The organism is Hydrogenophaga bisanensis, assembly GCF_042665135.1.
GTDB lineage: Bacteria > Pseudomonadota > Gammaproteobacteria > Burkholderiales > Burkholderiaceae_C > Hydrogenophaga > Hydrogenophaga bisanensis.
In genome coordinates this window covers 117148-143205 of record NZ_JBHTBX010000010.1, presented here as the reverse complement: position 1 = coordinate 143205, position 26058 = coordinate 117148, and the positions used below count along the sequence as shown (strand labels likewise).

The window sequence follows — 26058 nt, the reverse complement described above, 5'->3', positions numbered from 1 at the left end:
GAAAGAAGCCTTGAGAAAAAAGTGGTGAGCGCACCCGCCCGGCGCGAGCTGGTGCGCCACATGATCGGCTGCGGACTGAGCGAACGCCGTTCACTGCGGATCATCGGCATGAGCGCCAGCGCCTACCGGTACGAGCCCGCTGCGGACCGCAACGGTGCGCTCAAGGAAAAGATCATGGCCCTGGCTCAGCGTCATCGGCGGTATGGGGCCGGCATGATCTACCTCAAGCTGCGCCAGGCTGGTGAGGTGGTCAATCACAAGCGCGTCGACCGCCTGTATGCCCAGGCAGGGCTGCAGGTCAGGAAGCGCAAGCGAAAGAAGATTCCGCTGGCTGAGCGTCACCCACTGCAACGCCCGATGGCAGCCAACCAGGTGTGGTCGATGGACTTCATCTTTGACCGCACAGCCGAAGGGCGCAGCATCAAGAACCTGACGGTGATCGATGACGCGACCCACGAGGCAGTGGCCATCGTGGCCGAGCGGGCGATGGGTGGCAACCAGGTGGTGCGCATCCTGGATCAGATCGCCGCCACGAGGGGACTGCCCAAAGCGATCAGGACAGATAACGGGAAAGAGTTCTGCGGACGGGCCATGCTGAACTGGGCCCACGCCAGGGGTGTTCAGCTGTTCCTCATCGAACCTGGCAAGCCCAACCAGAACGCCTACATCGAATCGTTCAACGGCCGCTTCAGGGAGGAATGTCTGAACGAGCACTGGTTCACCAGCCTGGCACATGCCCGCGTGATCGTCGAGGCTTGGCGCCGGGAATACAACGAGGAGCGGCCCAAGAAGTCCTTGGGCGGACTGACCCCGGCGGCCCATGCTCAAAGGCTGATGCAAAACCCGTTAAATTAACCCCCGGACTCCAAAGCCCAGTGCTACTGAAAACGGGGGGACGTCGCATGCAGGACAAGTTCTGGTGAGATTCCATGTTCGCGGGCGATTCCCACGATCTGACGAAGTGCTTCTGCGTGCTGGACTTGACCTTGCTTGAGTTCTTGCTTCTGGAGCTGCTGGATGAGCTTCCTGAGACTCGGTGCGCTTGCTTTGACTGGTGGCATCTGGATCACCTCTTTCATCTGACGGGTTGAAGATGTGTCGGAGGGTAGGTTTCCAGATTTCAATGGCAAGTGGTGAACGAATACCTGTTCCTGCTGGTTCCTAGCGTCAGGACCAATTTGTCACTGACGCGTTACTGTCGTATCACTGACGTCCAAAGGTCAAGTAGTCAGGGTACTTCCAGATCATCTTGGATGCGTACTGGACACGATCAGGACCACATGGTTTCAGGTCGGATGTCATGATCTTCTTGGAGTAGGGAAGCATGGTATTTACTCCAACTCGCTTCTGGTAGAAATCCAGAGTCCTGGACCTTGATGCAATGATCGCGTGATGATGGAGCTTGGAAGGAAGCCCATGATCTTGTGGATTCACCGATGTCGTTGGTGTTTGAAGATGTTCATCCACAAATGCTAGGACAATTGGTTGTTCCAACTTCTTTTTGGTGGTCCAGGTTCTGGTCTGGAAGATATCTGGAAGCACTGATTTCAGGTGGAAGCTGGTGAAGAAGTTGGAGATATCTTTTTCGTCATAGATCCTGTCCTGATAGGGACGATAGGTCAGGGTCAGGTGGAACAGCTGGAACTCGTTTGGATCTAGCTCTTCGAGCATTGTCTGAAGACCGGATTGGATGAGCCTCCAATGTGTGGACGATTTACGGTATTCTGTCGCGTGGGTGGTCATGTGTTGAATCTCCTGAAATTTTAGACATGGGAAACCAAATTGCTGACACAGCATTTATTCCCGTTGTTACTGTGAATTTCATACAAGCAACTGGTATCTCTGTATATAGGTTTTTCATGATTTAGAAATGTAGTATTGATGATTTCTACCGGAGAAAAAATTTCTGTCGAAGCTAGTTACCGAAAAACTGATTTCGGTCTGAGGTAAAAATACCTTACACACGGTATTTTTTAGCTCTGTTGTACGTACAACAGGAACGTCCGCAGGACGGAACCGCGGAGTTTTGGCTGGAAACACGGGGGAATACTTACCAAATGCTGCGGAAATGGCATTTATTTCCGGTTTACTGGTCAAAAATCAGTATTTTCTGACGTGCAAAATTCATGCATAATCAAAATGCACGAAATTTGCACGACTGAAGGAAGCGAAAATGACACCGGAAAAGCGTCTGGCTCGGTTGAAAGAGCTGCTGGAGCGGTTGGAACGCGGTGTGGACGTCGCAACTCGTGATCTGAAGATCGTCCTCACTCCGGAAGAGTGGGAGCAGATGCAGGAGATGTGGAAGCAACAGAAAGAGGTTCGTGCTGCGAAACCCCCGCCTGAGATCGTGGAATTTCAGAAAAAGAAGAAGCTGTACGATCTAACCAAAGCTCGACTCGAAAAGAGTTACAGGACCAAGAATCAACGTCTGATATCGAAGATGTCAGATCGTGAGGACTGCATGCGAGACTCGATAATCGTTGATGCTAAGGAGTTGCTCGGACTAGATCCTACTTATGAGCAATGGTTCCACTGGGATGACATTGGCTTGCCTTCTGGTGTGAAGGCGGTTGACGACCTTGTACCTCAAGTTGTATCGCGAAGGACGATGAAGGGTGAGCTAAAAAAGTACGCTCAACCCGGAAAGCTTTCAAAGCGAGACATCAAAGTGATTGTTCTTCAGGACGCGATTTCTAATCTGACCATGGAATCGCTTGATGAGCAGTCCGTACTTGAGGACGCACTGAAACAACTGAAGGACAAGAAGCCGAAGCGAAAACGCGCACACGGGATCAAGGTCTAGAAGCTCTGTCTGTGCACGCTTTCTGCTTCTGCGAACTGTGATTCAGACGTGATGAACTGGCGCAGATCAACACGTTTCGACGAAGCCACGAAGTGAGCCACAAGACTGCATGCTCCCAGGCGCTAAGTGCTTGATCCGTAAGGGCTGGCGACGCATGGACCGCGATAGGCGAGACGTTCCGGCTCAGTTTCCACTGTGGGACAATGGCGTTCTGTTGGTCCAAGCAGCCCCAGAATACCCTGAAAAGTTGCAAACTAGTTACAAACTCATGAAAACATCAATGAAATCAACAGGTTACGTCGATGCTTTCATTGAGTGGGAGTGACCTGGAACAGCGCTGCCGTGCAACCATGACTCCCTTGGATGACGGGGCATGCATGCGCCTGGCCTTGGAAGAGGCCAGGGCGGCCGCGGAGGCTGGTGAAGTCCCCGTGGGCGCAGTGGTTGTTCACAAGGGACGGGTCATCGGCGTTGGGCGCAATGCCCCGATCGCGTCACATGATCCGACAGCCCACGCAGAGATCGTGGCACTTCGGGCTGCTGCCAACGCCTTGGGAAACTACCGGCTCGAAGACTGTGACTTGTATGTCACGCTGGAGCCCTGCGCCATGTGCAGCGGCGCCATGCTGCATTCGCGCCTGCGTCGTGTCGTCTTCGGTGCCACCGACCCCAAGACCGGTGCCGCTGGGTCGGTGCTCAACCTGTTCGAATCCGCGGTGTTGAACCATCACACGAAGGTGCAGGGTGGTGTGATGGCACAGGAGTGTGGCACCCTGCTCAGCGAGTTCTTCCGTTGCCGTCGGGACCAGAAACGACAGGAGCTGCAACCCCTGCGGGACGATGCACTCAGAACGCCCGACAGCCGGTTCTCCAGCCTGCCTGACTACCCATGGGCCCCCCGCTATCTCATTGATCTTCCTTCGCTTCAAGGGCTGCGCATGCACTACCTGGACGAAGGGCCGAAGACGGCAGCGAGAACCTGGCTGTGCCTGCATGGCAACCCGACCTGGTCCTATGTGTACCGCCACATGATCCCGGTGTTCCTGGCTGCTGGCGATCGGGTCGTGGCACCGGATCTGGTGGGTTTTGGCCGTAGCGACAAACCCAAGCGGGAAAGTGCCCATTCGTTCGACTGGCATCGGCAGGTGCTGCTGGAATTCATCGAACGACTGGATCTGAAACGGATGGTGCTGGTGGTGCAGGACTGGGGTGGGCTGCTGGGCTTGACCCTGCCCATGGACTTGCCCGGGCGAGTGAGCGGATTGCTGGCCATGAACACCATGCTGGCCACGGGAGACGAGCCTTTGTCTCCGGGATTTCTGTCCTGGCGTGAGATGGTGGCCAGGAAACCCGACTTTGACATTGGTCGTCTCATGCTCAGAGGCAACCCCCATCTCGAGCCCGCAGAATGCTCGGCCTATGATGCACCGTTTCCCGATCGTGGGCATCGCGCAGCCTTGCGGGCGTTCCCAGCCATGGTGCCCGAGTATCCCGACGATGAAGGCGCAGATCTTTCGCGACGAGCCCGCGAGTTCTGGCAGAGCACCTGGACCGGCCAGTCCATGCTGGCGATCGGGCTGCAGGATCCTGTGCTGGGGGAGACTGTCATGCGGAAATTGCAGGCAACGATCGCAGGCTGTGAAAAGGTGCTGTTGCTGCCGCAGGCAGGACACTTTGTGCAGGAACATGGTCGAGCAATCGCCATGGCTGCCTGCGATCATTTTCAACGTCAGGGCCCTATGCCCGACGACAAGGACACCATTGCATGAGCCACATCTACATTTATTCGCCTTCGAGTGCTGTTCGTGAGAAAGCCGCATTCCGCCGGGGCATTGCCAGGCTCAAGGCGATGGGTCATGAGGTCGAGGTGGACCAGGACGCCCTGTGCAGTTTCCAGCGCTTTGCCGGGGATGACGCCTGCCGGGTGGCGGCCGTCGGTCGGGCGGCAGCCAGTGGCGCCGACATTGCCCTGATTTCGCGCGGTGGCTACGGGTTGACCAGGATCCTGCCGGCGTTGCCCTACCGTCAGTTGAGCAAGGCCATCGAGCGGGGTACCCGTTTCGTGGGTGTCAGCGACTTCACGGCACTCCAACTGGCGGTGCTGGCCCGCACCGGCGCGACCACGTGGGCGGGGCCGGCACTCGGTGCCGATTTCGGTGTGGAAGGAGAACCGGACGACATCATGGCCGCCTGCTTCGATGACCTCGCCTGCGGGCAGGGTGAGGGGGCCGGTTGGACGCTGCCAAAAGCCGACACGACTGGACTGCCGGCCTCGGTGACGGCGGCTCTGGAGAGAGGATGGGCGGTCAAAGGCGCCACCCTGTGGGGCGGCAATCTGTCTGTCCTGTGTTCGTTGATGGGAACGCCATGGATGCCAGCGCCTGATAAGGGTGTACTTTTCCTGGAGGACGTCAACGAGCATCCCTACCGCATCGAACGCATGCTCACGCAGTTGCTCCAGGCTGGGGTGATTGATCGCCAGAAAGCTGTGCTCCTGGGCTCATTCACGGGTTACAAGACCGTCCCGCACGACAAAGGCTTCAAGATGGCGACCGTGGTGGCTTGGCTGCGCCAACAGACCAAGGTACCCGTGTTCACGGGCCTTCCCTACGGCCATGTGCCCACCAAAGTCCTCCTGCCCGTGGGCGGGAAGGTGGATCTGCTGGTCGAGGGCCGCGACGCCTTGCTGTACTGGGGCTGAAGTTTCGCGGCGGGGTCAGTCAGCGATGACTGCGGGCTGACTCGAGAAGGGCAGGGGAGACACGCCCTTCGAACAGCGGGGTGAGTTTGCGGACGGCTTCCACGGCTTTGACCTCGCCATGAAGGGAACTGAGCACCGCCACCAGTTCCGCACGGGCAAACCACAGGGCCTGAATGTCGTACAGATACTGCAAACGGCGAGTCAACTGCGGATTGGCCGTGGCCCCATCCTGGCCGAGGACATCCAGCATGGCCTGACGCACCGGCTCGAGGGACTCGGGAGAGTCCTTGCGGAGCTCCGAACCCAGCAATGCAGAGATGCTGTGACGAATGGCAGGCTTCAACCAGCGCATGAAATGTTCCCCAACGTGGTCATCTAATTTGTGACTAGCCGTCAGAATACGCTCCGAAGATGACAACAACAATTGGGGATAAACCCACCAAGTAAAAAAACAACAGGCAAATCAAGCATTTGTCAGTGTTCTTTAAGTTTGGCTGTGAGAAATCCGACTACAGGGCTGAGCGAGCCCCTGTCCACCAAGTAATGAGGACTGCAACTGGCGTTCAAGCGCGGTTAGTCCGGACGACTGCTGCAGCGCACAAGTCAACCGTTCGGCGGAAAGATGCTTGCCGTGTGGTAAAAGTCTGGAATGAATGCAACCACGCCGGGACACCACTGGCGCGACTCATGACCCGATCGTCGACATATCAGCATCCGGCTGCGGTACCCACCAGGACATGGCTGAGCTGACCATTGCCTTTGTGGACCTGACCGGCAGTGTGTCGGTCTTCGAAACCCTGGGGAATGACCGGGCAGCCGCGGCGGTGACCCGTCTGACCCAGTGGATCGGGAAGGTGGGTGTCGAGCACGACGGCAAGGTCGTCAAGATGCTCGGTGATGGGGTGTTGTTGTCTTTCAGCAATAACCTCATGGCGATTGAGTGCATGGTGCGTATCCAGCAGGAGCATGCCCAGCGCACCGCCATGTGGCCCGACCGGCTCAAGCTGATGATGCAGATCGGCATGGCTCGGGGGCAGGTGGTTCAGGTGGATGGTGACTGCTTCGGAGACGCGGTCAATGTGGCTTCCCGGCTCAGCGATCTGGCTGGTCCTGAGCAGATACTGGCCACCGATACGGTCATCCGCAAGCTGGGTGCCCGGCATGGTGTACGAAGCCGAAGCCTTGGTCCCATGCGGATCAAGGGACGCGTGGAGCCTTGCGAGGTCTTCCGTGTCGAGTGGCAGCCGGAAATGCTGTCGGAGTTCCTCACACTGCCTGCCGATCTTCACGCACTGCGGGCACCCAAGGAGTCCGTTTTCGGAGGCATCGAGCTGGGGTGGCTGGATGCGACGCAGTCCTTCTCACTGACGGATCTGCCCATCCGGATTGGTCGTGTGCCCGAGGCCGACTTTGTGGTCAGTGACCCCCGCGTCTCCAGGACTCACGCCGTGATCGACATCCGCTCCGGCCATTACGTGCTGGAAGATGTGAGCAGCTACGGCACCTGGGTCCGGTTCAGCGGATCCGATGCCATCATTGCGTTGCGCCGCCAGGAATGCCTGCTTCACAGCGATGGCGAGATTGCGATGGGTGCCCCGTTCACGGACTTCAGCACCCCCACGTTGAGCTTCAGGCTCGTGGACGGCGCCATGGTGCTCGGCCGGGGCCCCTTGCGCGACTGAACAACCATCGAGGAGGACACGGTGCGCTGGATTCGCAGATTGGTGTTGGCTGTCCTGTTCACAGGCCTGCTGGCGGGCTCGGTGGCGTCTCTGTATGTGCTCAGGTCGCTTCCCACGATGGATGGACAGTTGACGCTGACCGGGCTTCGCCATCCTGTGGATGTCCGGCGCGATGAAGGCGACGTGACGCATGTGGTGGGCTCGGATCCTCGCGATGTCTGGATGGCCTTGGGCTATGTGCACGCCCAGGAGCGGACCTGGCAACTGGACTTCAACCGGCGTGTCATGCGGGGCAGGCTCTCCGAGGTGCTGGGGCCGGCCACCCTGGAAACGGACATCCTGATGCGCACCCTGGGCATCCGTCAGGCCGCCCAAGCCCAGTATGACCGGTTGCCCGAAGAGGCGCGCGCAGCGCTGCAGGCCTACAGCGCGGGAGTCAACGCTTTTCATGCCGACCGCCGGCAGGCCCTGTCGCCCGAATTTCTCCTGCTCGGCATCGATCCGGCCCAGGAGGCGCGCGCCGGCACGTACTGGGACCCGGTTGACAGCGTTGGCTGGTCCCTGATGATGGCACTGGATCTGGGCGGCAACTGGGGCAACGAGATCGCACGCCTGAGTGCGCTCCAGGTTCTGGACACCGATCGGCTCTGGGAACTGTTCCCTCCCTACCCGGGTGAAAAGCGCGCGGCCAGCGCCGATTTGGCCGGTCTCTACCGGAGTCTGGACATCTACGCCCCGGCGACCGATCGGCCTTCGGCCAGTCACCAGACGCCTCCGGGCGGTTGGCTGGCCCAGGCCGGCCAGGACGTTCGTGAGTGGGCGGCCGAACTGGGCAACATCGAGGGCAAAGGCTCCAACAACTGGGTGGTTGGCGCAGAGCGCTCGGTCTCGGGCAAACCGCTGCTGGCCAATGACCCACACTTGGGTTTGTCGGCTCCGGCGATCTGGTACTTCGCCAGGCTCAAGGCGCCCACGGTCGACGGCATCGAAGGCATGGATGTGATTGGCGCCACCTTGCCGGGGACACCCTTTGTGGTGCTCGGTCGAACCGATGGTGTCGCATGGGGCTTCACGAACACCGGTCCCGATGTGCAGGATGTCTTCATCGAGGCCATTGATCCTGCGGACTCCTCCCGCTATCGCATCCCGTCACCGGACGCCGAACCAAGATGGCAAGGTTTCGACACTCGAGAAGAAGTGATCCGCGTCAAAGGGCAGGCGGATGTGGTGCATACCGTGCGCCACACACGCCACGGTCCGGTGATCAGCGACGTCCCGGGGCGCACGCGGTCCCTGATCGACACCCGGCGGTATGCGCTGGCATTGCGGTGGACCGCGCTGGATGCCGACAGCGGCAATGTGCTGGCCACCCTGAGATCCAACCGGGCCCAGTCGGTGGAGGCACTGACCGAAGCCTTCAGGGAGTTTCATGCCCCCATGCAGAACGCCCTGATGGCTGACCGCAGCGGCCGGATTACCTTCAAGGCCATTGGAAAGGTGCCTGTCCGCCATCCGGACAATGACATCCGGGGCGTTGCACCCTCACCCGGATGGGACCCCCGCTATGACTGGCAAGGCTGGTTACCGTTCGATCAGACACCCGAAGATGACGGTCGCCGTGGCTGGATTGCCACCGCCAATCAGCGCGTCCATGGTCCGGACTATCCCCACTTTCTGACCCAGGACTGGGCGCCTCCGTACCGGCAGGAGCGCATCGAAGCATTGCTGGAAGCCAGCCCGAAACATGACCTTCTCAGCTTCCAGCGCTTGCATGGTGACCTGATGTCCCACGCCACGGTGCGGCTGCTGCCCTTTCTCCGTAGGACGAAGTCCGATCATCCCTTGGGCAGGCAGGCCTTGCATGCCCTAGAAGATTTTGACGGGCAGATGCGTGTCGACAGCGCCGCTGCGCTGATCTACAGCGTGTGGATCGACGAGTTGACGCGTGGCGTGATCGGGCAGCGGCTGGGACGCGAACGGTTTGAAGGCCTGTACGGCAAGCGCCTGTTCCGCAGCGCCATCGAAGGCATTCTGGAGCGCGATGATAGTGACTGGTGTGGCGATGCCGGGTGTGGTCCTGCCAGTTCTGACGCTCTCCATCGCGCGCTGGTGCGGCTGGAGAGGGAGCAGGGCAGCGACGTCTCCGCCTGGCGCTGGGGGAAGGCCCATCCGGCCATTTCGGTGCACCGACCACTGAGCAATGTCAAAGCGCTGGCCCCCTGGTTCGAAGTGAGAACCGACACCGGCGGAGACCCCTTCACCGTGAACGTCGGCCAGTACCATCTCGACAAGGTGGATGCACCGTATGCCAACCGGCACGCCGCCAGCCTGAGGGCCGTGTATGACCTCGCCGATCCCGAACGCTCGGTCTTCATCTACCAGACCGGGCAGAGTGGAAATGTGTTTTCGCCGCGTTACCGCGACATGGCCCGGACCTGGGCCGATGTCGGCTATCGGTCGTTGAAGCTCTCACCCGATCTCTGGATCAGTCAACTGAAACTGCGACCTTGAACGGATGAGCCTGCCTCAGACCAGGGGATTGGTGGAGGTGGCGGTACTCTTGGCCAGGGCCGTTTCGTTGTAGCGCTGAACCACGGTTTCAATCTGGTTGACCAAGGCGCTCAATTCTTCGCCGCTGATCTGACCGTCCTTGTTGGCATCGAGCGAGGCCATCAGACTTTCGACAGTGTTGGCCTGGCTGTCACCGGCTGTGGTGGTGTTGTCGGCCGCGGCCACGGGTGTTGAACCGGTGGGTGAGACCGCGCTGGTCATGTCAACGGCGCCGGTGTCAGTGCTGATCGGTGCGATACCGGGCATGCTCGGCATGCCGCCTTGCGGGAGCACGGTGGTTTCTACCGTCTGGGTGGTCACTGTCCGGTAGGCGATCGGGGCAGCGCTCCTGGCGGACTCGCCGGTGAACTCGGCCAGGCTGAGTACGCCATCACCATCGGTATCACGGCTGGCGAACGAATCGGCCGAGAAACCGGAAGCCTGGTTCTGCATGTAGTTCTGGACGTTGCCCAGCGAGGACAGCAGACCACCAACCACATTGCCCACTTCGGACAGGTTCAGGCTGCCGTCGGCATCGCCGTCGAAGTTGGAGAACATGCCGGCGGCTTCGCCTTCGCCCAGTTCCACGCCCAGTTTGCCCGCGGCCTTCTCCAGCACCGCCTGGAACTCGGTCTGGGTCACGCTGCCGTCGGCATCGGTGTCCAGTTTTTTCATGGCCTTGGCCTGAAGCTGACTGGCCATGCCCGACATGAACAGGCTGGTGGGAGAGAAGAGACTTTCAACGGAGCTCATGGCGGTTCCTTTCATCACGGACGGCCGCATCTGCGGAATGTGGCTATCGTCCGGGAAAAGCGCCGTGAGCAAACCTCACAACAAGCGAGCTGCAGGCCGCCTTTTCAAGCGTTTGGAGCCTATTTCAGGTTGCCTGACAGGAACTGCGCCAGGCGTTCGCTGCGGGGGCGAGCCAACACCTCCTTGGGCATGCCTTGCTCTTCGATACGGCCCTGGTGCAGGAAGATGACGTGGTTGGAGACCTCTCGGGCAAACCCCATTTCGTGGGTGACCACAAGCATGGTCCGGCCTTCTTCGGCCAGCAGCTTCATCACCCGCAGCACCTCGCCCACCAGCTCGGGATCGAGCGCACTCGTGGGCTCGTCAAAGAGCATGACCGCCGGTTCCACCGCCAGTGCCCTGGCAATGGCTACCCGCTGCTGCTGCCCACCGCTCATGTGCGCCGGATACCGGTCCTCGACCCCCTTGAGGCCGACGCGTTCCAGGTACTTGCGGGCGGTTTCCACCGCCTGGTCGCGCGGCACACCCAGCACATGGACCGGGGCTTCGATGATGTTCTGAAGGACCGTCATGTGGGCCCACAGGTTGAAATGCTGGAACACCATGGCCAGGCGGGTTCGCATGCGCTGCAACTGGGCCGCGTTGACGGCCTGGAGTTCACCATGGCGATCGGCTTTGAGTTCGAGCACCTCGCCGCTGAGGGCAATGCGTCCCTGGTTGGGCTTCTCCAGCAGGTTGATGCAGCGCAGCAGGGTGCTCTTGCCAGAGCCCGAACTGCCGATCAGGCTGATCACATCGCCCGCCCGGGCTTGCAGCGATACCCCTTTGAGCACTTCGTTGTTGCCAAAGCGCTTGTGAATGTCATGCACATCCAGCAGGACAGCATCGGCAGAGGTCGGGTTCGTGTTCATGAGTGGAGTGGACTCAGGCGCCCAGCAGGTCACCGGTTCTAAAGGGTGTGGCACCGGCAATCTTGCCGATCTCGCCACCTGCGTGCAGGTAGCGTTCACGTACGGTCGCGTACAGCACGCCTGTGACTTCGGCGCAAACGGGCCACACGCGGGACTGATCTTCGGCGGTCGGGTCGATCACCTCGGCAACCACCTGACCGGCCTGAACCACCTCACCAGGTTTGGTCAGCAGTGCGAGGACACCAGGGACCGGGCTACGCAGTGTCTGCGACCCGGAGAGGGGGGTGGGGGAACAGGGCAGGGGAGGCAGGGCGGGCCTATCGCCGAGCACGACGCCCAGATGAACCAGGTAGCCCAGGATGGCAGCGGCATCCTGCTCGGCGAACTCGTGCCGGACATCGGTCTCGCCCCTCAGTTCAATGGTGGTGCTGGCGCAACCTTGCTCGAGAGCGCCTGGCATGCCCGAGGCCACCATGCGGTCACGCAACTGCCACCAAAGACCTGAGAGCCGTTCATCAAATGGTCCCCCCCCGGATTCCCGGGCCAGCAGCACCGCTTTGGCCTGCAGCAGGCGTGCCAAAGGTTCCAGTGGTGGCCAGCAGGCATCTTCACTGTAGAGGTGCAGGACGGCCTCGCAGTCACAGTGGAGATCGAGCACGACATCGGCATCGTGCGCCAGGATGAGCAACTGCCGGCGCAGACTCTGCAGTTCGGTCTGAGGCTGCCAGTCCTGCAGCCAGGCTCCCACTGCCTCACGGACCAAGGCAACATTTTTCTGTGGATCGCCACCCAGTCTGGGAGACAGTGTGGCCCAGACAGCGTCTGCCAGATCGGGATAGTGGCGATTGAAATTCTCGGAGGTGTCGAACTCAAACCGGCCCTGGGCGTGATGGTCGATCCGCTGCCCCAATCCGATCGGGTTGGCAGCGGGAACCAGAACCACCTCACCCGCCAGGGCGCCGGCGGCTTCTGCGCGATCGAGCAATGACCTCAGGTGATGGGCAACCAGCATGCCGGGCAATTCCTCGGCATGAAGGCTGGCCTGGATGTAAACCTTGGGCCTGGCGCCGGGCGTGCCATAGTGGAACGACACCAGATTCTTGCGGCTGCCCAGGCTCGGGCTGAGAAGCTCATGTTCAACGCGGCGCATGCGAGATTCCAGAGGGAAGTTCAATGACGGCGAGGTGCCAGATGGGCCAGAAAGCGCCGTTCAGCAAGACGGAAGAACCCCACCAGCGTGAAGGTGATGCACAGATAGATCGCCGCCGCGAAGATGTAGGCTTCAAACGGAAGGTAGAAATCCGAATAGATGCGGCCCGCCGCGGCGGTGACATCCATCATGGCGGGCACTGCACTGGCCAGGCTGGTGCTGTGAAGCATCATGACGACCTCGTTGCTGTAAGCCGGCAAGGTTCTGCGCAGGGCACTGGGCATCACAATGCGCCGCATGGTTTGCCAGCGGCTCATGCCCATCGCCTGTGCGGCCTCGATCTCGCCGTGGGCTGTTTCCCGGATCGCGCCCGCAATCATCTCGGCGGTATACCCCGCCGTGTTCAGGCTGAAGGCCAGCAGGGCGCAGAAGAAGGGTTCCTTGAAATAAATCCAGGGCCACACGTCATTCCAGCGATCCTGCACCCACTCAAGCTGGGCGATGCCGTAGTAGATCAGGTAGACCTGAATCAGCAGTGGCGTGCCACGAATGACATAGGTATAGGCACCCACCACCCAACGCAGCACCGCCACCTGGCTGGTCAGGGCCAATGCGAAGATCAGGGCCAGTACCGCACCAATCAGAAGGGAAGACGCCAGAAGGCTGGCCGTGGTGACCAGACCTTCCCAGTACAGAGCCAGATTCTTGGCCTGGAAAATGATGTCCCAGCGCATGGCTCAGACCTGTCCCCGGCGAACGCCAAGGCTGTAGCGCCGGTCGAGCCAGCGAAGGGCCCACAGGGAGACCGAGGTGTAGACCAGGAACAAGCCCGCAGCAAACAGATAGAACGTGAACGGCTCGCGAGTGGCAGAACTGGCCTGCTTGGCCAGGTAAGTCATTTCCTGCAGCCCGATCAGGCTGACCAGGGCGGTGGCCTTGATGAGCACCAGCCAGTTGTTCGTGAAACCGGGCAGTGCGTAGCGAACCATCTGGGGCAGCGTGATGCGGAGAAACGTCTGCAGACGACCCATGCCGAAAGCCCAGGCCGCTTCCATCTGCCCTTTGGGGATGGACAGGATGGCGCCACGGAAAGTCTCGGTCATGTAGGCGCCGTAGATGAATCCGATGGTGAGCACACCTGCTGCAAACGGATTGATGTCGACAGTGGCTTTGCCGCCCGACAGCGTCAGCAGGTGGTTGATGCCGATGGTGCCGCCGTAAAAAATCAGCAGCATCAGCACCAGTTCGGGCACACCACGCACCAGCGTGGTGTACACCGTGGCCAGGCCGACCAGAGGCGGTCGGCCTGACAGCTTGGCAGCTGCCCCCAAGAGGCCCAGCAAGATGGAGACCGCCAGGGCCGCCAGAGAGACGCCCACCGTGAGGAGAGCGCCCTGCAGGATGGAGGCAAAGTAGCCGGACAAAGGCAAGTTCCTTCGGATTACTTGACGCCGTAGGGGTCGAAGTCGAAGTACTTCTTGGCCACCGTTTCGTAGACACCGTTGCCGCGGATGGCGGCGATGGCGGCGTTCAGCTGGTTGCGCAGATCGTCTTCACCCTTGCGCAGGGCCACACCAACGCCATAGCCGAAGTACTTGATGTCATCCAGCACCGGACCCACAAAGCCGTAGCCCTTGCCTTCGTCCTTGCGCAGGAAGCCACCGTTCACCTCGACCTGGTCAGCCACGGTACCGTCCAGACGGCCCGACTTGATGTCCAGATAGACCTGGTCCTGGGCCTCGTAGGGCACCACATTCACGCCAGCGGGCTTGAGCTCGCCCATGGCGTACTTCTCCTGGGTGCTGCCCTTGAGCACGCCAATCTTCTTGCCCTTGAGCGAAGCCGGGTCGGTGTAAGCCGTGCCTTCCTTGACCACGATGCGGCTGGGGGTGGCGTAGTACTTGTCCGAGAAATCGACAGCCTGCTTGCGCTCGTCGGTGATCGACATCGAGCTGATGATCACGTCGTACTTCTTGGCCTGCAGACCGGGGATCATGCTGTCCCAGACCTGTTCGACGTACACGCACTTGCGCTTCATTTCCGCGCAGAGGGCTTCGGCGATGTCCACATCGAAACCGGTGGGCTTGCCGTCGGCCGTCTTGAAGGTGAACGGCTCGTAGGTCGGGTCAATGGCGACCTTCAGCTCGGGCATCTCGGCCGGAGCCGGTGCCGGAGCGGCTGCCGGTGCAGCAGGAGCGGCCGCAGGCGCCGGCGCTTCCGATTTGCCACAGCCAGCCAGAGTGACAGCGCCGATCAGACCGGCGGTCAGAAACAGGTGTTTCATGGATTTCCTCAGAGTGTTGAAAAGAAGGCCTGGAACCGATTGGACTCCCGGACAGGATCCCGATTGTAGGGTTGGGCAGTCCAATTTATTCGTGCACCACGATGGTGTTTCCACCGATAGGTGTCTCTAATGCGCAAACCTCATGCCAGAGCGATGAGGTGTCGTTCATTGGCAATCAATTCAACTTAACATAATATACATCGTGGAATATTTAAAAGATAGAAAAAACCGAAGGACCCGGGTCCTTCGGTTCTCCTGTGACGAGTCGATTTGGATCAATCCTCGACGAAGGCTTCCTCGCGCTTCTTCTTGATCGATGGCAACAGCACCACGATCAGCAGCAGACCAGCCACCGCCAGCAAGCTGGCCGACAACGGACGGGTCACAAACACCGACCAGTCACCGCGGGAGATCAGCAGCGCACGCCGCAGGTATTCCTCCATCATCGGACCAAGGATCAGGCCCAGCAGCAAGGGCGCCGGCTCACAGCCCAGTTTGAGGAACAGGTATCCGATGAAACCAAACAACGCGACCATCCAGATGTCGAAGTTGTTGTTGTTCGTCGAATACACACCAATGGCGCAGAACAGCACGATGGCCGGGAACAGCCAGCGGTACGGCACCGTCAGCAACTTGATCCACATGCCAATGAGCGGCAGGTTCAGGACGATCAGCATCAGGTTGCCGATCCACATGGACGCGATCAGACCCCAGAACAGCTCCGGGTTGCTGGTCATCACCTGCGGACCCGGCTGGATGTTGTGGATGGTCATGGCACCCACCATCAGCGCCATCACGGCGTTGGGCGGAATGCCCAGCGTCAGGAGCGGGATGAAGGACGTTTGCGAACCTGCGTTGTTGGCCGACTCGGGGGCAGCGACACCACGGATGTTGCCTTGCCCGAACGGAACCTCACCGGGCTTGAGCTTGGTCTTCTTCTCGATGGTGTAGGCGGCAAATGCCGACAGCAGCGCACCACCGCCGGGCAGGATGCCCAGTGCCGAACCCAGGGCCGTCCCGCGGATCACCGCGGGGAACATGCGCTTGAAGTCCTCGGCTGTCGGCATGATGCCCTTGACCTTGCCGGTAAACACCTCGCGCTGCTCGTCGGACTGGGACAGGTTGCTGATGATCTCGCCGTAGCCGAACACCCCCATCGCGATGACGATGAAGCTGATGCCGTCGGTCAGTTCGGGGATGTCAAAGCTGTAGCGGGCGACGCCGGAGTTCACGTCCGTGCCGACCAGACCGAACAGCAGGCCCAGGACGATCATGGCGAGTGCCTTGATCAGCGAACCGGAGGCCAGCACCACGGCGCCGATCAGGCCCACGATCATCAGCGAGAAGTACTCGGCCGGGCCGAACTCCAGGGCAATTTCTGTCAATGGAGGCGCAAATGCCGCGATGACCAGGGTACCGACGCAGCCCGCAAAGAACGAACCGATGCCCGCCGCGGCCAGCGCAGGGCCTGCCCTGCCCTTGCGGGCCATCTGGTAACCGTCGATAACGGTCACCACCGAAGACGATTCGCCGGGCAGGTTCACCAGGATGGCGGTTGTCGAGCCACCATACTGGGCACCGTAGTAGATGCCCGCCAGCATGATGAGGGCGGCCACAGGGGGCAACCCGTATGTCACGGGCAGCAGCATGGCGATGGTCGGCACCGGGCCGAGGCCAGGCAGCACGCCGATGAGGGTGCCCAAGAGGCAGCCGACCAGTGCGTAGACCAGGTTCTGGAAAGTGAAAGCGACGCCGAAGCCCAGCGTCAGGTTCTCGATGAGTTCCATATGACAGGGTCCCCGTTCAGTTGGTCAGGAAGGCAGGCCACACGGGGAACTGCAGTTTCAGCAGATACACGAAGGCCACATAGCAGCCGACGGCCAGAATCGTCGCCAGGATCAGGCTTTCCTTCAGGCTGGCGCCCGGACGTGCAAAGCTGGCGATGACCACCAAGGCATAGATGGCCACCACCAGACCGAAAGCCGGCAAACCCAAGGCAGGCACACCTGCCAGCAAGGCACCAAACGCGAGGTTAGCCCCCAGGATGAAAACCATGGGGCGCCATGCGAACGCGCCGATGCGATCACCGCCCGGAGGTCCGGAGGTGAATGACTTGAACATGATCACCATCCCCAGGATGGCAAGCAGGATGCCGAGCACAAAGGGGAAGTACCCTGGACCCATGCGGGCCGCTTCCCCGATCTCGTATTCACGTGCGCCCCAGGCGAAGGCACCGCCGACAGCGGTGAACATCAGCCCGGAGAAGAAGTCTTTCTGACTGGCCAGTGCCACGGGAGATCTCCTCTTATTGGTGGAACCGGCCGATTGTGGGCCTGAGGAGCCCTGCCGGGCATGTGGGTTACACCTACGGTGAGTCGGATCCCGAGGTCACCAGCGTCCGGTCGGCTGGGCCGCGCGGACCGCCTCGGCAATCCGGCGGGCAGCGGCTTCCCGTCCGGCGCGACGGGCAAAGTCGATGGCATTGAGCCCCTGCTGGTTGCGCAGGCTGGCGTCTGCGCCCTCTTCCAGCAACAGTTCCAGCACCTCGAACTGGCCGTACTGGGCGGCCATCATCAGGGGCGTGGTCTTGTTGGGCGACTCGGCGTCGATATAGGCGTGATGCTCCAGCAACAGGCGGGCCACTTCCCGACTGGCTGGTTCCTTGCTGCTGGCGGCGTAATGCAGGGGCGTCCATCCGGGATGATTCACCTGCGCCTTGCGATCCACAATCAGTCGGCGGGCCAGCGCCACCTCACCCTTGATCGCGGCCAGCATCAGTGGCGTCTCCCCTGCTCCATTCTTGCTGTTGACGTCCACCACGTTCTGGTCCAGCAGGAAGTTGGCCACCTTGGTGGCCCCCTGGCGGATGGCCAGGGTCAGGCCCGTTTCACCCTTTTCGTTGCGGGTGTTCAGGTCGAAGCCGCGCAGGGTCAACTCGATCACCGTGGACTCGTCGTTGCGCATGGCCGCGGTGAAGAAGCGCTCGAACGAGTTGGCCCAGGCTGTCGACAGGACTGAAGAAAAAAAACAAGTAAAAACAAAAAGCTTTTTACCAAACTTCATGTTGATTCTTGATTTATTTCAAGGCAGTCAACTCAGTACAGCTGAGAAAAGCGCCTCGAAGTTCCGGCTGCTGGACTCCGCCACGGACTCGACCGACACGCCTTTGACGTCGGCGATGCAGGCCGCCACGTAAGGGACCAACGCCGGGGAATTCGTCTTTCCCCGGTAGGGGACCGGCGCCAGGTAGGGGCTGTCGGTTTCGATCAGGATCCGGTCCATGGGCACCAGGCGAACCACCTCGCGCAGATCGGCGGCGTTCTTGAAGGTGATGATGCCCGAGAAGGAGATGTAGAGCCCCATGTCGAGGGCTGCGCGGGCCACCGCCTCGGTCTCGGTGAAGCAGTGGAGCACACCACGCAATGGGGCCAGGTCCGGAAGCGCATCGTCGCCAGCGGACAGACCGCCGTGGTGGCCCAGCATGGCCAGGGTGTCCTCGGATGCACTGCGGGTATGTACGACCACCGGCAGGTCGGCGCGCCGGGCTGCTTCAATATGGACCCGGAATCGCTCCCGTTGCCAGGCCATGTCGGCCACGCTCCGCCCATTGAGGCGGTAGTAGTCCAGACCGGTTTCGCCGATCCCGACCACCCGTGGCCGGCGGGCCAGCGCCAAAAGCTCGTCCACGGAGGGTTCCCTCACACCCTCGTTGTCGGGGTGAACACCCACCGTGGCCCACAACTGGGCATGTCCAGCGGCCAGGGCGTGGACATCCTCAAATTCCTCCAGGGTGGTACAGATCGTCAGGGCCCGGTCGACGCCGGCCGAGGACATGGCCTGCAGAACACCGGCGATGTCATGGCGCAGTTCGGGGAAGCTCAGGTGGCAATGAGAGTCGGTGAACATGAAGAACGACAGCATGACCAGCCTGCCCCGCCGCGCTGCAACGCCGGCGTACCTGGCGGGCGTCAGATGGTCTGGGTAGGACGGTCCGAGGCCAGGTGCGCCCCCAGGATGTCTTCGATCTTGGCCTTGAGTTGCCGGGATTTTTCGTCGGCAGGAAAGCGTATGCCAACGCCCTGGGTACGGCCACCGGCTGCCTTGGCAGGCGTGACCCAAGCCACCTTGCCCGCCACCGGATAACGCTGGGGGTCATCGGGCAGGCTCAACAGCACGTAGACGTCGTCGCCCAGGCGGTACTCCCGCGTCGAAGGTATGAAGATGCCCCCATCCGCAAACAGTGGGATGTACGCAGCGTACAGCGCAGCCTTTTCCTTGATGGAAAGCTGGATGACGCTCGGGCGAGGCGCTGTGGATGCGGGCGTGCTCATGAATTCCTAGTGTAGCGGGAAAGCACCTGCCGGGCACGGGCCGCCCATGCTTCCTGAAGCAGACCGGCCTGGAACGGGTGCTCGACCGTGCGAGAGGCCTGCATCAATTCCTTGGCCCAGGCGGACAGTCGCTGCGGATGCGCATGCGTCGGCAGGGCGGCCGGTTCGAAGTAGCGGGGTGCCCCGCCGGCGCCGGTGGCCTGAAGGTCGTGGCAGAGCTTTTGCAGCACGTCCAGCTGTCGCGCCGGCGGCCAGTCGCTCATGGCGCTCCAGTCGCCCTGGGCGATGGCCGCGGGCAGCCGGTCCCAGACATCGGCTCGGAGACCCTGCGCTGCCAGCGTCAGCACATCGGCCGGACGACCGCCACAGGCGCGCAGGAGGATGCGGACCTGGGCGGAATCGACGTCGGTGCGTGCCCCGCGCTGCTGGAGCTGCTGCACGAGCCACGGCACGGCCTCGTCGGGGTCGGGCCACTGCATCAGGTGGGTCTGGCAGCGGCTTCGGATGGTGGGCAGCAGCTGGTGCGCGGCCTCGGTGGCGAGCACGAACCGGACGTCGCCCACCGGTTCCTCCAGGGTCTTGAGCAGTGTGTTGGCCGACTCGATGTTCATGCGATCGGCCGGGAACACCAACACCACCTTGCCACACCCGCGCGAGTGGGACATCTGGGCAAACGCGATGGCCTGGCGTGCTGCCTCGACGCGGATGAACTTGCTGGGCTTGCGCTTCTTGTCGTCAATCTCTTTCTGGGCTCCCTCGTCCAGGGGCCAGCCCAGGTCCAGTGCCACCGTCTCTGGCATGAGTACGCACAGGTCGGCGTGCGTGCGCACATCGATCGCATGGCAACTGGGACATTGGCCGCAGGCGCCCTCTTCTCCCGGCTGCTCGCACAGCCAGGCGCGCGCCAATGCCAGCGCGAGGTCGTACTGGCCCAGTCCCGACGGTCCTGCCAGCAGGAGCGCGTGACCGCGGTGTCCCTGTGTCTGCTGGCACTGCCGCTGCAGCCAGGGGGCCATGGAGTTGGTGGTTTCCGGCATGATGGGCAACCGAATGGATCAGGCAATCCAGCCGCGCAGGCGGAATACCGACTGCACCTCCTGCCAGACCGCCTCGACCGGCTGGTTGGCGGAAATGCGCGCAAAACGCTGCGGATCGCCCGCCATACGCTGACCGTAGCCGTGGGCCACCCGCGCAAAGAACTCCGTCGGCAGGGCTTCGAATCGGTCGGGGCTGCGGGCCTGGGACAGTCGCTGGGCAGCCACTTCCGGTGGCAGGTCAAACCAGACCGTGAGATCGGGCTGGCGCAGTGGCTGACCATCCTGCCCGGTGTGCTGGACCCACTGTTCCAGCGAACCCAGCACCGACAAGTCGAATCCACGGCCGTATCCCTGATAGGCGAAGGTGGCGTCGGTGAAGCGGTCGCACAACACCACTTCGCCCCGCGCGAGCGCCGGTTCAATCACCTCCAGCAGGTGGTGGCGCCTGGCGGCAAACATCAGCAGGGCCTCACACAGGGGGTCCATCGGGTCGTTGAGCACCAGCGCGCGCAGCTTTTCGGCCAGCGGTGTGCCGCCTGGTTCACGGGTGAGCGTCACCGTCCTGCCCGCCGAGCGGAAGGCATCGGCCAGCCCGGCGATGTGAGTGGATTTGCCGGCACCGTCGATCCCCTCGAAGGTGACGAACAGGCCCTGGGTGGAATTGGTCATGCTTGGCGGTCGAGATCAGCGGTTGAGGATGTAGCGGCGCACGGCGGCATTGTGTTCGTCCAGGGTTTCGCTGAAATGGCTGCTGCCATCTCCGCGGGCGACAAAGTACAGCGCGCGCGTCGATGCCGGGCGAACCGCCGCCATCAGCGAGGCCTGCCCGGGCATGGCGATCGGGGTCGGGGGAAGGCCTGCCCGGGTGTACGTGTTGTAGGGGCCGTCGGTCTGCAGATGGATTTTGCGCAGGTTGCCATCGAATCGGACGCCCAGACCGTAGATCACGGTGGGATCTGTCTGCAGGCGCATCCCGATGCGCAGCCGGTTGCTGAACACGCCGCCAATCAGCGCACGGTCTTCGGGAGACCCGGTCTCCTTCTCGATGATGCTGGCCAGAATCAGCGCTTCTTCGGGGCTGCGCAGCGGGCTGTCCGGATGTTTCTGCGACCACGCTTGGGCCAGTTGCCTGTCCATGGCCTGGGCGGCTTGCTGCAGCACCACCGATACCGGCGTGTGGCGGGCGACGCGGTAGGTATCCGGGTAGAAGCGTCCTTCGGGGTGGATGCCTGGCCTGCCCAGGCGCTCCATGATCTGCCCGGGGGACAGGCCATTGAGGTCCTGTCTGAGGTTTTCACTGGCCTCAAGGGCCTTGAGCATGTCAGAGAAGGTCCAACCCTCGATCAGGGTGATGTTGCGCAGCACCTGCTCACCGCGCACCAGGCGATCCAGCAGGGTGCGTGGCGTCAACCCAGGCGTCAGCGCATAGGTGCCCGCCTGGATCGAACGGGCCTGTCCCGACACCCTGAACCAGGCGTGCAGCCAGAGATCGGGCACGTCGGCCCCTGCCCGGACCACCTGACTGGCCGCCTGACGGGCCGAGCTGCCGCGCTCGATCGTGAATTCGGGTTCAGGCTCGGACGACACATCCGGTCTCAGGCGAAGGGGCTGATCCAGCCACCACCACGCCCCGACGGCGATCACAGCAAGGGCGAGCGCTGCAGCAAGAAGTAGGGCCAGCAGGGTACGCATCGGGCAGGAAAGGATGGCTGCGAAGCTGGCAGGGACAAGGGGGCAGCCCAACCAGAGCGTGAGAAGGCTCCGCATGATAATCGACAGTCATTTGCAAGACCGACCTGCTCCACACCATGAACAGCATCGCGCCATCTCCTGTCACCCCTGGCCTGGCGTTTTCTCCGGTTCATGGCTCCACCCGGTTGACCGACTGGGGTGTGATCCGTGCCCAAGGTGAAGACGCCGCCAAGTTTCTCCATGGGCAGCTGACCCAGGATTTTTCGCTGCTTGGCCTCTCCGAGGCCCGTCTGGCCGCATTTTGTACTGCCAAGGGAAGAATGCTGGCCAGCTTCATCGGATTCAAGCTGGCACACGATGACATTCTGCTGGTCTGTCATCGCGATGTGTTGCCGGCGACCCTCAAACGCCTGACCATGTTTGTGCTTCGGGCGAAAGTCAGGCTGACGGACGCCACGGATGCCTTCGAACTGTGGGGTCAGGCCGGCGATGCGGCTGGCGGGACAGTCAAGGCCTGGCAGAAGCTGGACGCTCCGCCAGGGATCGCCCGGATCGGTCTTTGTCCGGCCGCAGGTCAGCACCGCTGCCTCTGGGTGGCGCCCACCGGCCACGACGCACCGCCTGGGCCGCAACTGTCTCCAGCGGTCTGGAACTGGCTGGAGGTGATCAGCGGCGTGGCCATGGTCAGTGCGCCCATCGTCGAAGCGTTCGTGCCTCAGATGCTCAACTACGAATCGGTGGGTGGCGTGAACTTCAAGAAGGGCTGCTATCCGGGACAGGAGGTGGTGGCGCGCAGCCAGTTCCGGGGCACCCTCAAGCGCCGGGCTTACCTGGTGGTCTGCGATGAGCCCATGTCTGTCGGGCAGGACGTGTTTCACAGCAGCGACGATGAGCAGCCCACCGGAACGGTGGCGGCATGCGCCGCCTCGCCACAGGGCAATTGGCACGCGGTGGTGTCGATGCAGACCAGTTCTGCCCAGGACGGGTCCCTGCACCTCGGGTCGGCAGGAGGGCCGCCGATGCGGGTCCTGCCCCTGCCCTATCCCTTGCTGGATGACATCTGAGCGACTGGTTCGATGTGCCTGATCGCCTTTGCCATAGGCTCAGACCCGCTGGAGCCGGTGAGGCTGGCGTCCAATCGCGACGAGTACCTGGATCGGCCGACCGCTGCCTTGCACCCGTGGACACTGGAGAATGGCATTCGGGTCCTGGCCGGGCGCGATCTGCGGGAAGGCGGCACCTGGCTCGGACTGTCAGAAACGGGGCGGATCGCCATGCTCACGAACGTGCGAAGCGCTGGGGCAGCCACCGGCGATCGATCGAGGGGAGCGCTGGTGGCCGGGTGGCTGGGCAGCGAACAACCCTTCGATGACTGGCTGTCCACGCTGGATGCGGCCGCTTATGGCGGCTTCAATCTGGTGGTGGGCGACTGGGCGGGTGAGGACTGGCACTGGGTCAGCAACCGGGATCCGCGCACACCCCACACGGATCATTGTCCCGGCGTGTTCAGGCGCCCTCTTCAACCAGGCGTCTATGCGCTGTCCAACGCCTCCTTGAACACGCCCTGGCACAAGAGTGAACGTTTGAGGATGGCACTGTCGGATCCCAACTTCTCGTCTGCGGTGGACGTGCTGGCGGATCAGATGCCGGCCACGCCCGCCCTGCTGCCCGACACCGGCGTGCCACCCGAGGTGGAGGCGGCCCTGGCTTGCCCGTTCGTCCGGATGCCCTCACGCGGGTACGGAACGCGCAGCAGCCTGACGCTTTGTATCCGAAGAGATATCCAGACGGGAAGCGATCCACTGACCGCCTCGCTCCGGGAATGGACCCATGTGGCAGGCAGCCGGCACGAGTGGGCAGCGGCGCCTACCGTGAGCACCCGCTGGTCACTGAGTTGACATCACCGTTGCCAGGCCGCCCGCAAGGCCCGCGCCGCATCGTTGTGCGAGGTCAGCGCTTCGGGAATGGCGCGGCCGAACTGGATGAACCCGTGAACCACGCCGGCGTAGATTTCCAGGTCCACCGCCACGCCCGACATGCGCAATTTGTCGGCGTAGCGCACCCCTTCATCGGTCAACGGATCACACTCGGCCAGGCCGATCCACGCGGGCGCCACGCCGTCCAGATCCCGCTCGAAGCCGTCCTCGCCCCGTCCGTCCAGCGGTGCAAACCGCCAGTCATCACGGTCGGCTGGCGTGTGCAGGTAGTGCCCAAAAAAGTAGTTGATGTGCGCTTCTTCCAGCAGGAAGCCTTTGGCGAACGTGTGGTGTGACGGGGTGTTCTGGTGCCCCGCACAGCCCGGGTAGAACAGCAGTTGCAGGCACAGCGGCCAGTCATCGTCACGGGCGCCAATGGCGGTGACGGCGGCCAGGGTGCCGCCGGCACTGTCCCCACCGACGGCGATCCGGGTGGTGTCCAGACCCAGCGTCTGGCCTTGTTCCCTCAGCCACACCAGACTGTCCCAGGCGTCCTCGACAGCCGTGGGAAATTTCCATTGTGGTGCCAGCCGGTAGTCCACCGACACCACCGCACCGTGAGACAGGTGTGCCAGGTGGCGGCACAGCGCATCATGGGTGGCGACACTGCCGACAGTGAAGCCTCCCCCATGAAAGTACAGCAGCACTGGCAACATGCCCTGGTCGGGCCTAGCCGGCGCATAGAGACGTGCGGGGATCTGGTGTCCGTCCCGTGTGGGGATCGCCAGGTCCTCCACCCTCGCGAGCTTGTGGGGCGGGATGTCCAGCACCCCTGCACCAGCCTCGTAGGCCCGTTTGGCCTGATCTGGCGAGAGGGCGTGCATTGGTGGATGACCCGCGCGGGCAATGCGGTCAAGCACGCCGCGCATGGCTGGCGTCAGGAGGGATCGGGGGTTGGCGTGGTGTGACATGCGGTGCAGGTATGGCTGTCCGGTGGGTGACGGGCGGCAGGAACGATGACTTGGATCGGCCGTCGCCCCTCCGTATAGTCGTGTTTTCTTCCCAACCCCAACGATAACGCGAGACAAGCATGGCCCAGATCCTCTATGTGACCAACATCCTGATCGATTTCGGCGTTTTGGGGCAACTGTCCGCAGAGTGTGAGCGGCATGGCATCCGGCGGCCGCTGGTGGTGACGGATGCAGGCGTGCGTGCTGTGGGACTGCTGGACAAGACACTGTCTGCCCTGCCCGGCATGCCGGTGGCCGTCTTTGACCAGACGCCCTCGAATCCGACGGAGGCGGCCGTGCGTGCTGCCGTTGCTGTCTACAAGGATCAACGGTGTGACGGCCTGATCGCTCTGGGTGGCGGCAGCGCCATCGATTGCGCCAAGGGCGTGGCCATTGCAGCTACCCACGAAGGACCGCTCAAGACCTACGCCACCATTGAGGGTGGATCACCGAAGATCACCGCCGCAGTGCCCCCATTGATTGCCATTCCGACCACGGCGGGCACCGGCAGCGAGGTGGCGCGGGGAGCGATCGTGATCGTGGACGATGGCCGAAAACTCGGTTTCCATAGCTGGCATCTGGTCCCCAGGACCGCCCTGCTCGACCCGGAACTGACCCTGGGCCTGCCGCCCATGCTGACAGCGGCCACGGGCATGGATGCGATCGCGCACTGCATGGAGACCTTCATGGCGCCTGCCTTCAATCCGCCCGCCGATGGCATCGCGCTTGATGGACTGAGGCGGGGATGGATGCACATTGAACGGGCGACCCGCGACGGATCGGACCGTGAAGCACGGCTGAACATGATGAGCGCATCCATGCAGGGAGCGATGGCGTTCCAGAAAGGCCTGGGTTGCGTGCACAGCCTCAGCCACAGCCTGGGTGGCGTCAACCCCCGGCTGCATCACGGCACCCTCAACGCGGTCTTTCTTCCCGCCGTGGTGCGGTTCAATGCCGGCGCCGAATCGATCCAGCGCGAGCAGCGCCTGGATCGGATGGCTCAGGTCATGGGGCTACCCAGCGGCACAGACATTCCTGATGCCATCCGGGACATGAGCGCCCGCCTGGGTCTGCCCACCGGGCTGGCGGCCATGGGCGTGGAGCGGGACTGGTACGACCGGATCATTGCGGGGGCCATGGCCGACCATTGCCACAAGACCAACCCTCGCCTGGCCAGCGAGGACGACTACCGGGCGATGCTGGACGCCTCCATGTGAGGCATCCGGCGATCGCCC

General features: G+C 62.1%; 26 protein-coding genes. 9 read left to right on the top strand and 17 right to left on the bottom strand.

Translation table 11 applies throughout. From position 1 onward, the window contains the following. On the top strand, nucleotides 1–855 hold an 855-nt coding region (locus ACFQNJ_RS15025; RefSeq protein WP_382259044.1), incomplete at its 5' end, for an IS3 family transposase. Between the two features lie 348 nt (nucleotides 856–1203). On the opposite strand, the gene ACFQNJ_RS15020 is transcribed toward ACFQNJ_RS15025, so the two are convergent. Then, complete coding sequence (locus ACFQNJ_RS15020; protein ID WP_382259042.1) at nucleotides 1204–1743, bottom strand: hypothetical protein; 540 nt, start codon at nucleotides 1741–1743, stop codon at nucleotides 1204–1206. 430 nt (nucleotides 1744–2173) lie between these two features. Between ACFQNJ_RS15020 and ACFQNJ_RS15015 the strand changes: the two genes are divergently transcribed. The 3 genes from ACFQNJ_RS15015 to ACFQNJ_RS15005 all read left to right on the top strand — a co-directional run bounded on the left by ACFQNJ_RS15015 (nucleotide 2174) and on the right by ACFQNJ_RS15005 (nucleotide 5507). Continuing rightward, nucleotides 2174–2806 (top strand): hypothetical protein, encoded by a 633-nt coding sequence (locus tag ACFQNJ_RS15015; RefSeq protein WP_382259040.1) that lies wholly within the window; start codon nucleotides 2174–2176, stop codon nucleotides 2804–2806. Nucleotides 2807–3156: 350 nt separating this feature from the next. Further along, nucleotides 3157–4575, top strand: a complete 1419-nt coding sequence (gene tadA, locus ACFQNJ_RS15010; RefSeq protein ID WP_382259038.1) for a tRNA adenosine(34) deaminase TadA — start codon at nucleotides 3157–3159, stop codon at nucleotides 4573–4575. Continuing rightward, nucleotides 4572–5507 (top strand): LD-carboxypeptidase, encoded by a 936-nt coding sequence (locus ACFQNJ_RS15005; protein ID WP_382259036.1) that lies wholly within the window; start codon nucleotides 4572–4574, stop codon nucleotides 5505–5507. Before tadA ends, ACFQNJ_RS15005 begins: the two co-directional genes overlap by 4 nt. 19 nt (nucleotides 5508–5526) lie before the next feature. Here ACFQNJ_RS15005 and ACFQNJ_RS15000 read toward each other — a convergent pair whose 3' ends face one another. Beyond that, nucleotides 5527–5859 (bottom strand): hypothetical protein, encoded by a 333-nt coding sequence (locus ACFQNJ_RS15000; protein WP_382259034.1) that lies wholly within the window; start codon nucleotides 5857–5859, stop codon nucleotides 5527–5529. Nucleotides 5860–6244: 385 nt separating this feature from the next. On the opposite strand from ACFQNJ_RS15000, the gene ACFQNJ_RS14995 reads away from it, so the two are divergent. Continuing rightward, nucleotides 6245–7189 (top strand): FHA domain-containing protein, encoded by a 945-nt coding sequence (locus tag ACFQNJ_RS14995; protein WP_374639051.1) that lies wholly within the window; start codon nucleotides 6245–6247, stop codon nucleotides 7187–7189. Between the two features lie 21 nt (nucleotides 7190–7210). Continuing rightward, nucleotides 7211–9700 (top strand): penicillin acylase family protein, encoded by a 2490-nt coding sequence (locus ACFQNJ_RS14990; RefSeq protein ID WP_382259031.1) that lies wholly within the window; start codon nucleotides 7211–7213, stop codon nucleotides 9698–9700. 15 nt (nucleotides 9701–9715) lie between these two features. Here the strand turns inward: ACFQNJ_RS14990 and ACFQNJ_RS14985 are convergent, their stop codons facing one another. The 14 genes from ACFQNJ_RS14985 to mltG form a co-directional block, all read right to left on the bottom strand. Next, a complete protein-coding gene (locus ACFQNJ_RS14985) occupies nucleotides 9716–10492 on the bottom strand; it encodes an EF-hand domain-containing protein (protein WP_382259029.1) in 777 nt (258 codons plus the stop codon). 119 nt (nucleotides 10493–10611) lie between these two features. After that, the gene (locus ACFQNJ_RS14980) at nucleotides 10612–11403 is read right to left on the bottom strand and encodes an ABC transporter ATP-binding protein (RefSeq protein ID WP_382259027.1); all 792 of its coding nucleotides are present in this window, start codon (nucleotides 11401–11403) and stop codon (nucleotides 10612–10614) included. 13 nt (nucleotides 11404–11416) lie between these two features. Continuing rightward, entirely contained in the window at nucleotides 11417–12553 is a 1137-nt protein-coding gene (locus ACFQNJ_RS14975; protein WP_382259025.1) for a M14 family metallopeptidase, read from the bottom strand. Between the two features lie 20 nt (nucleotides 12554–12573). Continuing rightward, nucleotides 12574–13287 carry an ABC transporter permease gene (locus tag ACFQNJ_RS14970; RefSeq protein WP_382259023.1) on the bottom strand — a complete coding sequence of 238 codons (714 nt, stop codon included), beginning with the start codon at nucleotides 13285–13287 and terminating at the stop codon, nucleotides 12574–12576. 3 nt (nucleotides 13288–13290) lie between these two features. Further along, entirely contained in the window at nucleotides 13291–13977 is a 687-nt protein-coding gene (locus ACFQNJ_RS14965) for an ABC transporter permease (protein ID WP_382259021.1), read from the bottom strand. A gap of 17 nt (nucleotides 13978–13994) precedes the next feature. Continuing rightward, nucleotides 13995–14837 (bottom strand): ABC transporter substrate-binding protein, encoded by an 843-nt coding sequence (locus ACFQNJ_RS14960; protein WP_287983875.1) that lies wholly within the window; start codon nucleotides 14835–14837, stop codon nucleotides 13995–13997. A gap of 275 nt (nucleotides 14838–15112) precedes the next feature. Continuing rightward, complete coding sequence (locus tag ACFQNJ_RS14955) at nucleotides 15113–16624, bottom strand: tripartite tricarboxylate transporter permease (RefSeq protein ID WP_382259019.1); 1512 nt, start codon at nucleotides 16622–16624, stop codon at nucleotides 15113–15115. 16 nt (nucleotides 16625–16640) lie between these two features. Continuing rightward, nucleotides 16641–17129 (bottom strand): tripartite tricarboxylate transporter TctB family protein, encoded by a 489-nt coding sequence (locus ACFQNJ_RS14950; RefSeq protein WP_382259017.1) that lies wholly within the window; start codon nucleotides 17127–17129, stop codon nucleotides 16641–16643. A gap of 96 nt (nucleotides 17130–17225) precedes the next feature. Beyond that, entirely contained in the window at nucleotides 17226–17801 is a 576-nt protein-coding gene (locus tag ACFQNJ_RS14945) for an ankyrin repeat domain-containing protein (RefSeq protein WP_382259015.1), read from the bottom strand. Nucleotides 17802–17927: 126 nt separating this feature from the next. Then, nucleotides 17928–18743, bottom strand: a complete 816-nt coding sequence (locus ACFQNJ_RS14940) for a TatD family hydrolase (protein ID WP_382259013.1) — start codon at nucleotides 18741–18743, stop codon at nucleotides 17928–17930. Between the two features lie 62 nt (nucleotides 18744–18805). Next, nucleotides 18806–19168: a PilZ domain-containing protein gene (locus ACFQNJ_RS14935; RefSeq protein ID WP_374639763.1), complete on the bottom strand. Its 363-nt coding sequence runs from the start codon at nucleotides 19166–19168 to the stop codon at nucleotides 18806–18808. Beyond that, nucleotides 19165–20205: a DNA polymerase III subunit delta' gene (locus tag ACFQNJ_RS14930; RefSeq protein WP_382259012.1), complete on the bottom strand. Its 1041-nt coding sequence runs from the start codon at nucleotides 20203–20205 to the stop codon at nucleotides 19165–19167. The genes ACFQNJ_RS14935 and ACFQNJ_RS14930 overlap by 4 nt, the downstream gene beginning before the upstream one ends. An 18-nt stretch (nucleotides 20206–20223) precedes the next feature. Continuing rightward, complete coding sequence (tmk, locus tag ACFQNJ_RS14925) at nucleotides 20224–20874, bottom strand: dTMP kinase (protein ID WP_382259010.1); 651 nt, start codon at nucleotides 20872–20874, stop codon at nucleotides 20224–20226. 15 nt (nucleotides 20875–20889) lie between these two features. Next, entirely contained in the window at nucleotides 20890–21897 is a 1008-nt protein-coding gene (gene mltG, locus ACFQNJ_RS14920; protein ID WP_382259008.1) for an endolytic transglycosylase MltG, read from the bottom strand. Nucleotides 21898–22013: 116 nt separating this feature from the next. Here mltG and ygfZ point away from each other — a divergent pair, with 116 nt between their 5' ends. Together ygfZ and ACFQNJ_RS14910 are read left to right on the top strand one after the other, a co-directional pair. Next, the gene (gene ygfZ / locus ACFQNJ_RS14915; protein WP_382259006.1) at nucleotides 22014–22961 is read left to right on the top strand and encodes a CAF17-like 4Fe-4S cluster assembly/insertion protein YgfZ; all 948 of its coding nucleotides are present in this window, start codon (nucleotides 22014–22016) and stop codon (nucleotides 22959–22961) included. 12 nt (nucleotides 22962–22973) lie between these two features. After that, complete coding sequence (locus ACFQNJ_RS14910) at nucleotides 22974–23795, top strand: NRDE family protein (RefSeq protein ID WP_382259004.1); 822 nt, start codon at nucleotides 22974–22976, stop codon at nucleotides 23793–23795. Between the two features lie 2 nt (nucleotides 23796–23797). On the opposite strand, the gene ACFQNJ_RS14905 is transcribed toward ACFQNJ_RS14910, so the two are convergent. After that, nucleotides 23798–24784: an alpha/beta hydrolase gene (locus ACFQNJ_RS14905; protein ID WP_382259002.1), complete on the bottom strand. Its 987-nt coding sequence runs from the start codon at nucleotides 24782–24784 to the stop codon at nucleotides 23798–23800. Between the two features lie 119 nt (nucleotides 24785–24903). Here ACFQNJ_RS14905 and ACFQNJ_RS14900 point away from each other — a divergent pair, with 119 nt between their 5' ends. Further along, the gene (locus ACFQNJ_RS14900) at nucleotides 24904–26040 is read left to right on the top strand and encodes an iron-containing alcohol dehydrogenase (RefSeq protein WP_382259000.1); all 1137 of its coding nucleotides are present in this window, start codon (nucleotides 24904–24906) and stop codon (nucleotides 26038–26040) included. Nucleotides 26041–26058: the final 18 nt, after the last annotated feature.

Bases quoted from the DNA above. Each gene is read 5' to 3' on its own strand.
- ACFQNJ_RS15020 (WP_382259042.1), bottom strand. From the start codon at position 1,743: ATGACCACCCACGCGACAGAATACCGTAAATCGTCCACACATTGGAGG.
- ACFQNJ_RS15015 (WP_382259040.1), top strand. From the start codon at position 2,174: ATGACACCGGAAAAGCGTCTGGCTCGGTTGAAAGAGCTGCTGGAGCGG.
- tadA (WP_382259038.1), top strand. From the start codon at position 3,157: ATGACTCCCTTGGATGACGGGGCATGCATGCGCCTGGCCTTGGAAGAG.
- ACFQNJ_RS15005 (WP_382259036.1), top strand. From the start codon at position 4,572: ATGAGCCACATCTACATTTATTCGCCTTCGAGTGCTGTTCGTGAGAAA.
- ACFQNJ_RS15000 (WP_382259034.1), bottom strand. From the start codon at position 5,859: ATGCGCTGGTTGAAGCCTGCCATTCGTCACAGCATCTCTGCATTGCTG.
- ACFQNJ_RS14995 (WP_374639051.1), top strand. From the start codon at position 6,245: ATGGCTGAGCTGACCATTGCCTTTGTGGACCTGACCGGCAGTGTGTCG.
- ACFQNJ_RS14985 (WP_382259029.1), bottom strand. From the start codon at position 10,492: ATGAGCTCCGTTGAAAGTCTCTTCTCTCCCACCAGCCTGTTCATGTCG.
- ACFQNJ_RS14980 (WP_382259027.1), bottom strand. From the start codon at position 11,403: ATGAACACGAACCCGACCTCTGCCGATGCTGTCCTGCTGGATGTGCAT.
- ACFQNJ_RS14975 (WP_382259025.1), bottom strand. From the start codon at position 12,553: ATGCGCCGCGTTGAACATGAGCTTCTCAGCCCGAGCCTGGGCAGCCGC.
- ACFQNJ_RS14970 (WP_382259023.1), bottom strand. From the start codon at position 13,287: ATGCGCTGGGACATCATTTTCCAGGCCAAGAATCTGGCTCTGTACTGG.
- ACFQNJ_RS14960 (WP_287983875.1), bottom strand. From the start codon at position 14,837: ATGAAACACCTGTTTCTGACCGCCGGTCTGATCGGCGCTGTCACTCTG.
- ACFQNJ_RS14955 (WP_382259019.1), bottom strand. From the start codon at position 16,624: ATGGAACTCATCGAGAACCTGACGCTGGGCTTCGGCGTCGCTTTCACT.
- ACFQNJ_RS14945 (WP_382259015.1), bottom strand. From the start codon at position 17,801: ATGCGCAACGACGAGTCCACGGTGATCGAGTTGACCCTGCGCGGCTTC.
- ACFQNJ_RS14940 (WP_382259013.1), bottom strand. From the start codon at position 18,743: ATGTTCACCGACTCTCATTGCCACCTGAGCTTCCCCGAACTGCGCCAT.
- ACFQNJ_RS14935 (WP_374639763.1), bottom strand. From the start codon at position 19,168: ATGAGCACGCCCGCATCCACAGCGCCTCGCCCGAGCGTCATCCAGCTT.
- ACFQNJ_RS14930 (WP_382259012.1), bottom strand. From the start codon at position 20,205: ATGCCGGAAACCACCAACTCCATGGCCCCCTGGCTGCAGCGGCAGTGC.
- tmk (WP_382259010.1), bottom strand. From the start codon at position 20,874: ATGACCAATTCCACCCAGGGCCTGTTCGTCACCTTCGAGGGGATCGAC.
- mltG (WP_382259008.1), bottom strand. From the start codon at position 21,897: ATGCGTACCCTGCTGGCCCTACTTCTTGCTGCAGCGCTCGCCCTTGCT.
- ygfZ (WP_382259006.1), top strand. From the start codon at position 22,014: ATGAACAGCATCGCGCCATCTCCTGTCACCCCTGGCCTGGCGTTTTCT.
- ACFQNJ_RS14910 (WP_382259004.1), top strand. From the start codon at position 22,974: ATGTGCCTGATCGCCTTTGCCATAGGCTCAGACCCGCTGGAGCCGGTG.
- ACFQNJ_RS14905 (WP_382259002.1), bottom strand. From the start codon at position 24,784: ATGTCACACCACGCCAACCCCCGATCCCTCCTGACGCCAGCCATGCGC.
- ACFQNJ_RS14900 (WP_382259000.1), top strand. From the start codon at position 24,904: ATGGCCCAGATCCTCTATGTGACCAACATCCTGATCGATTTCGGCGTT.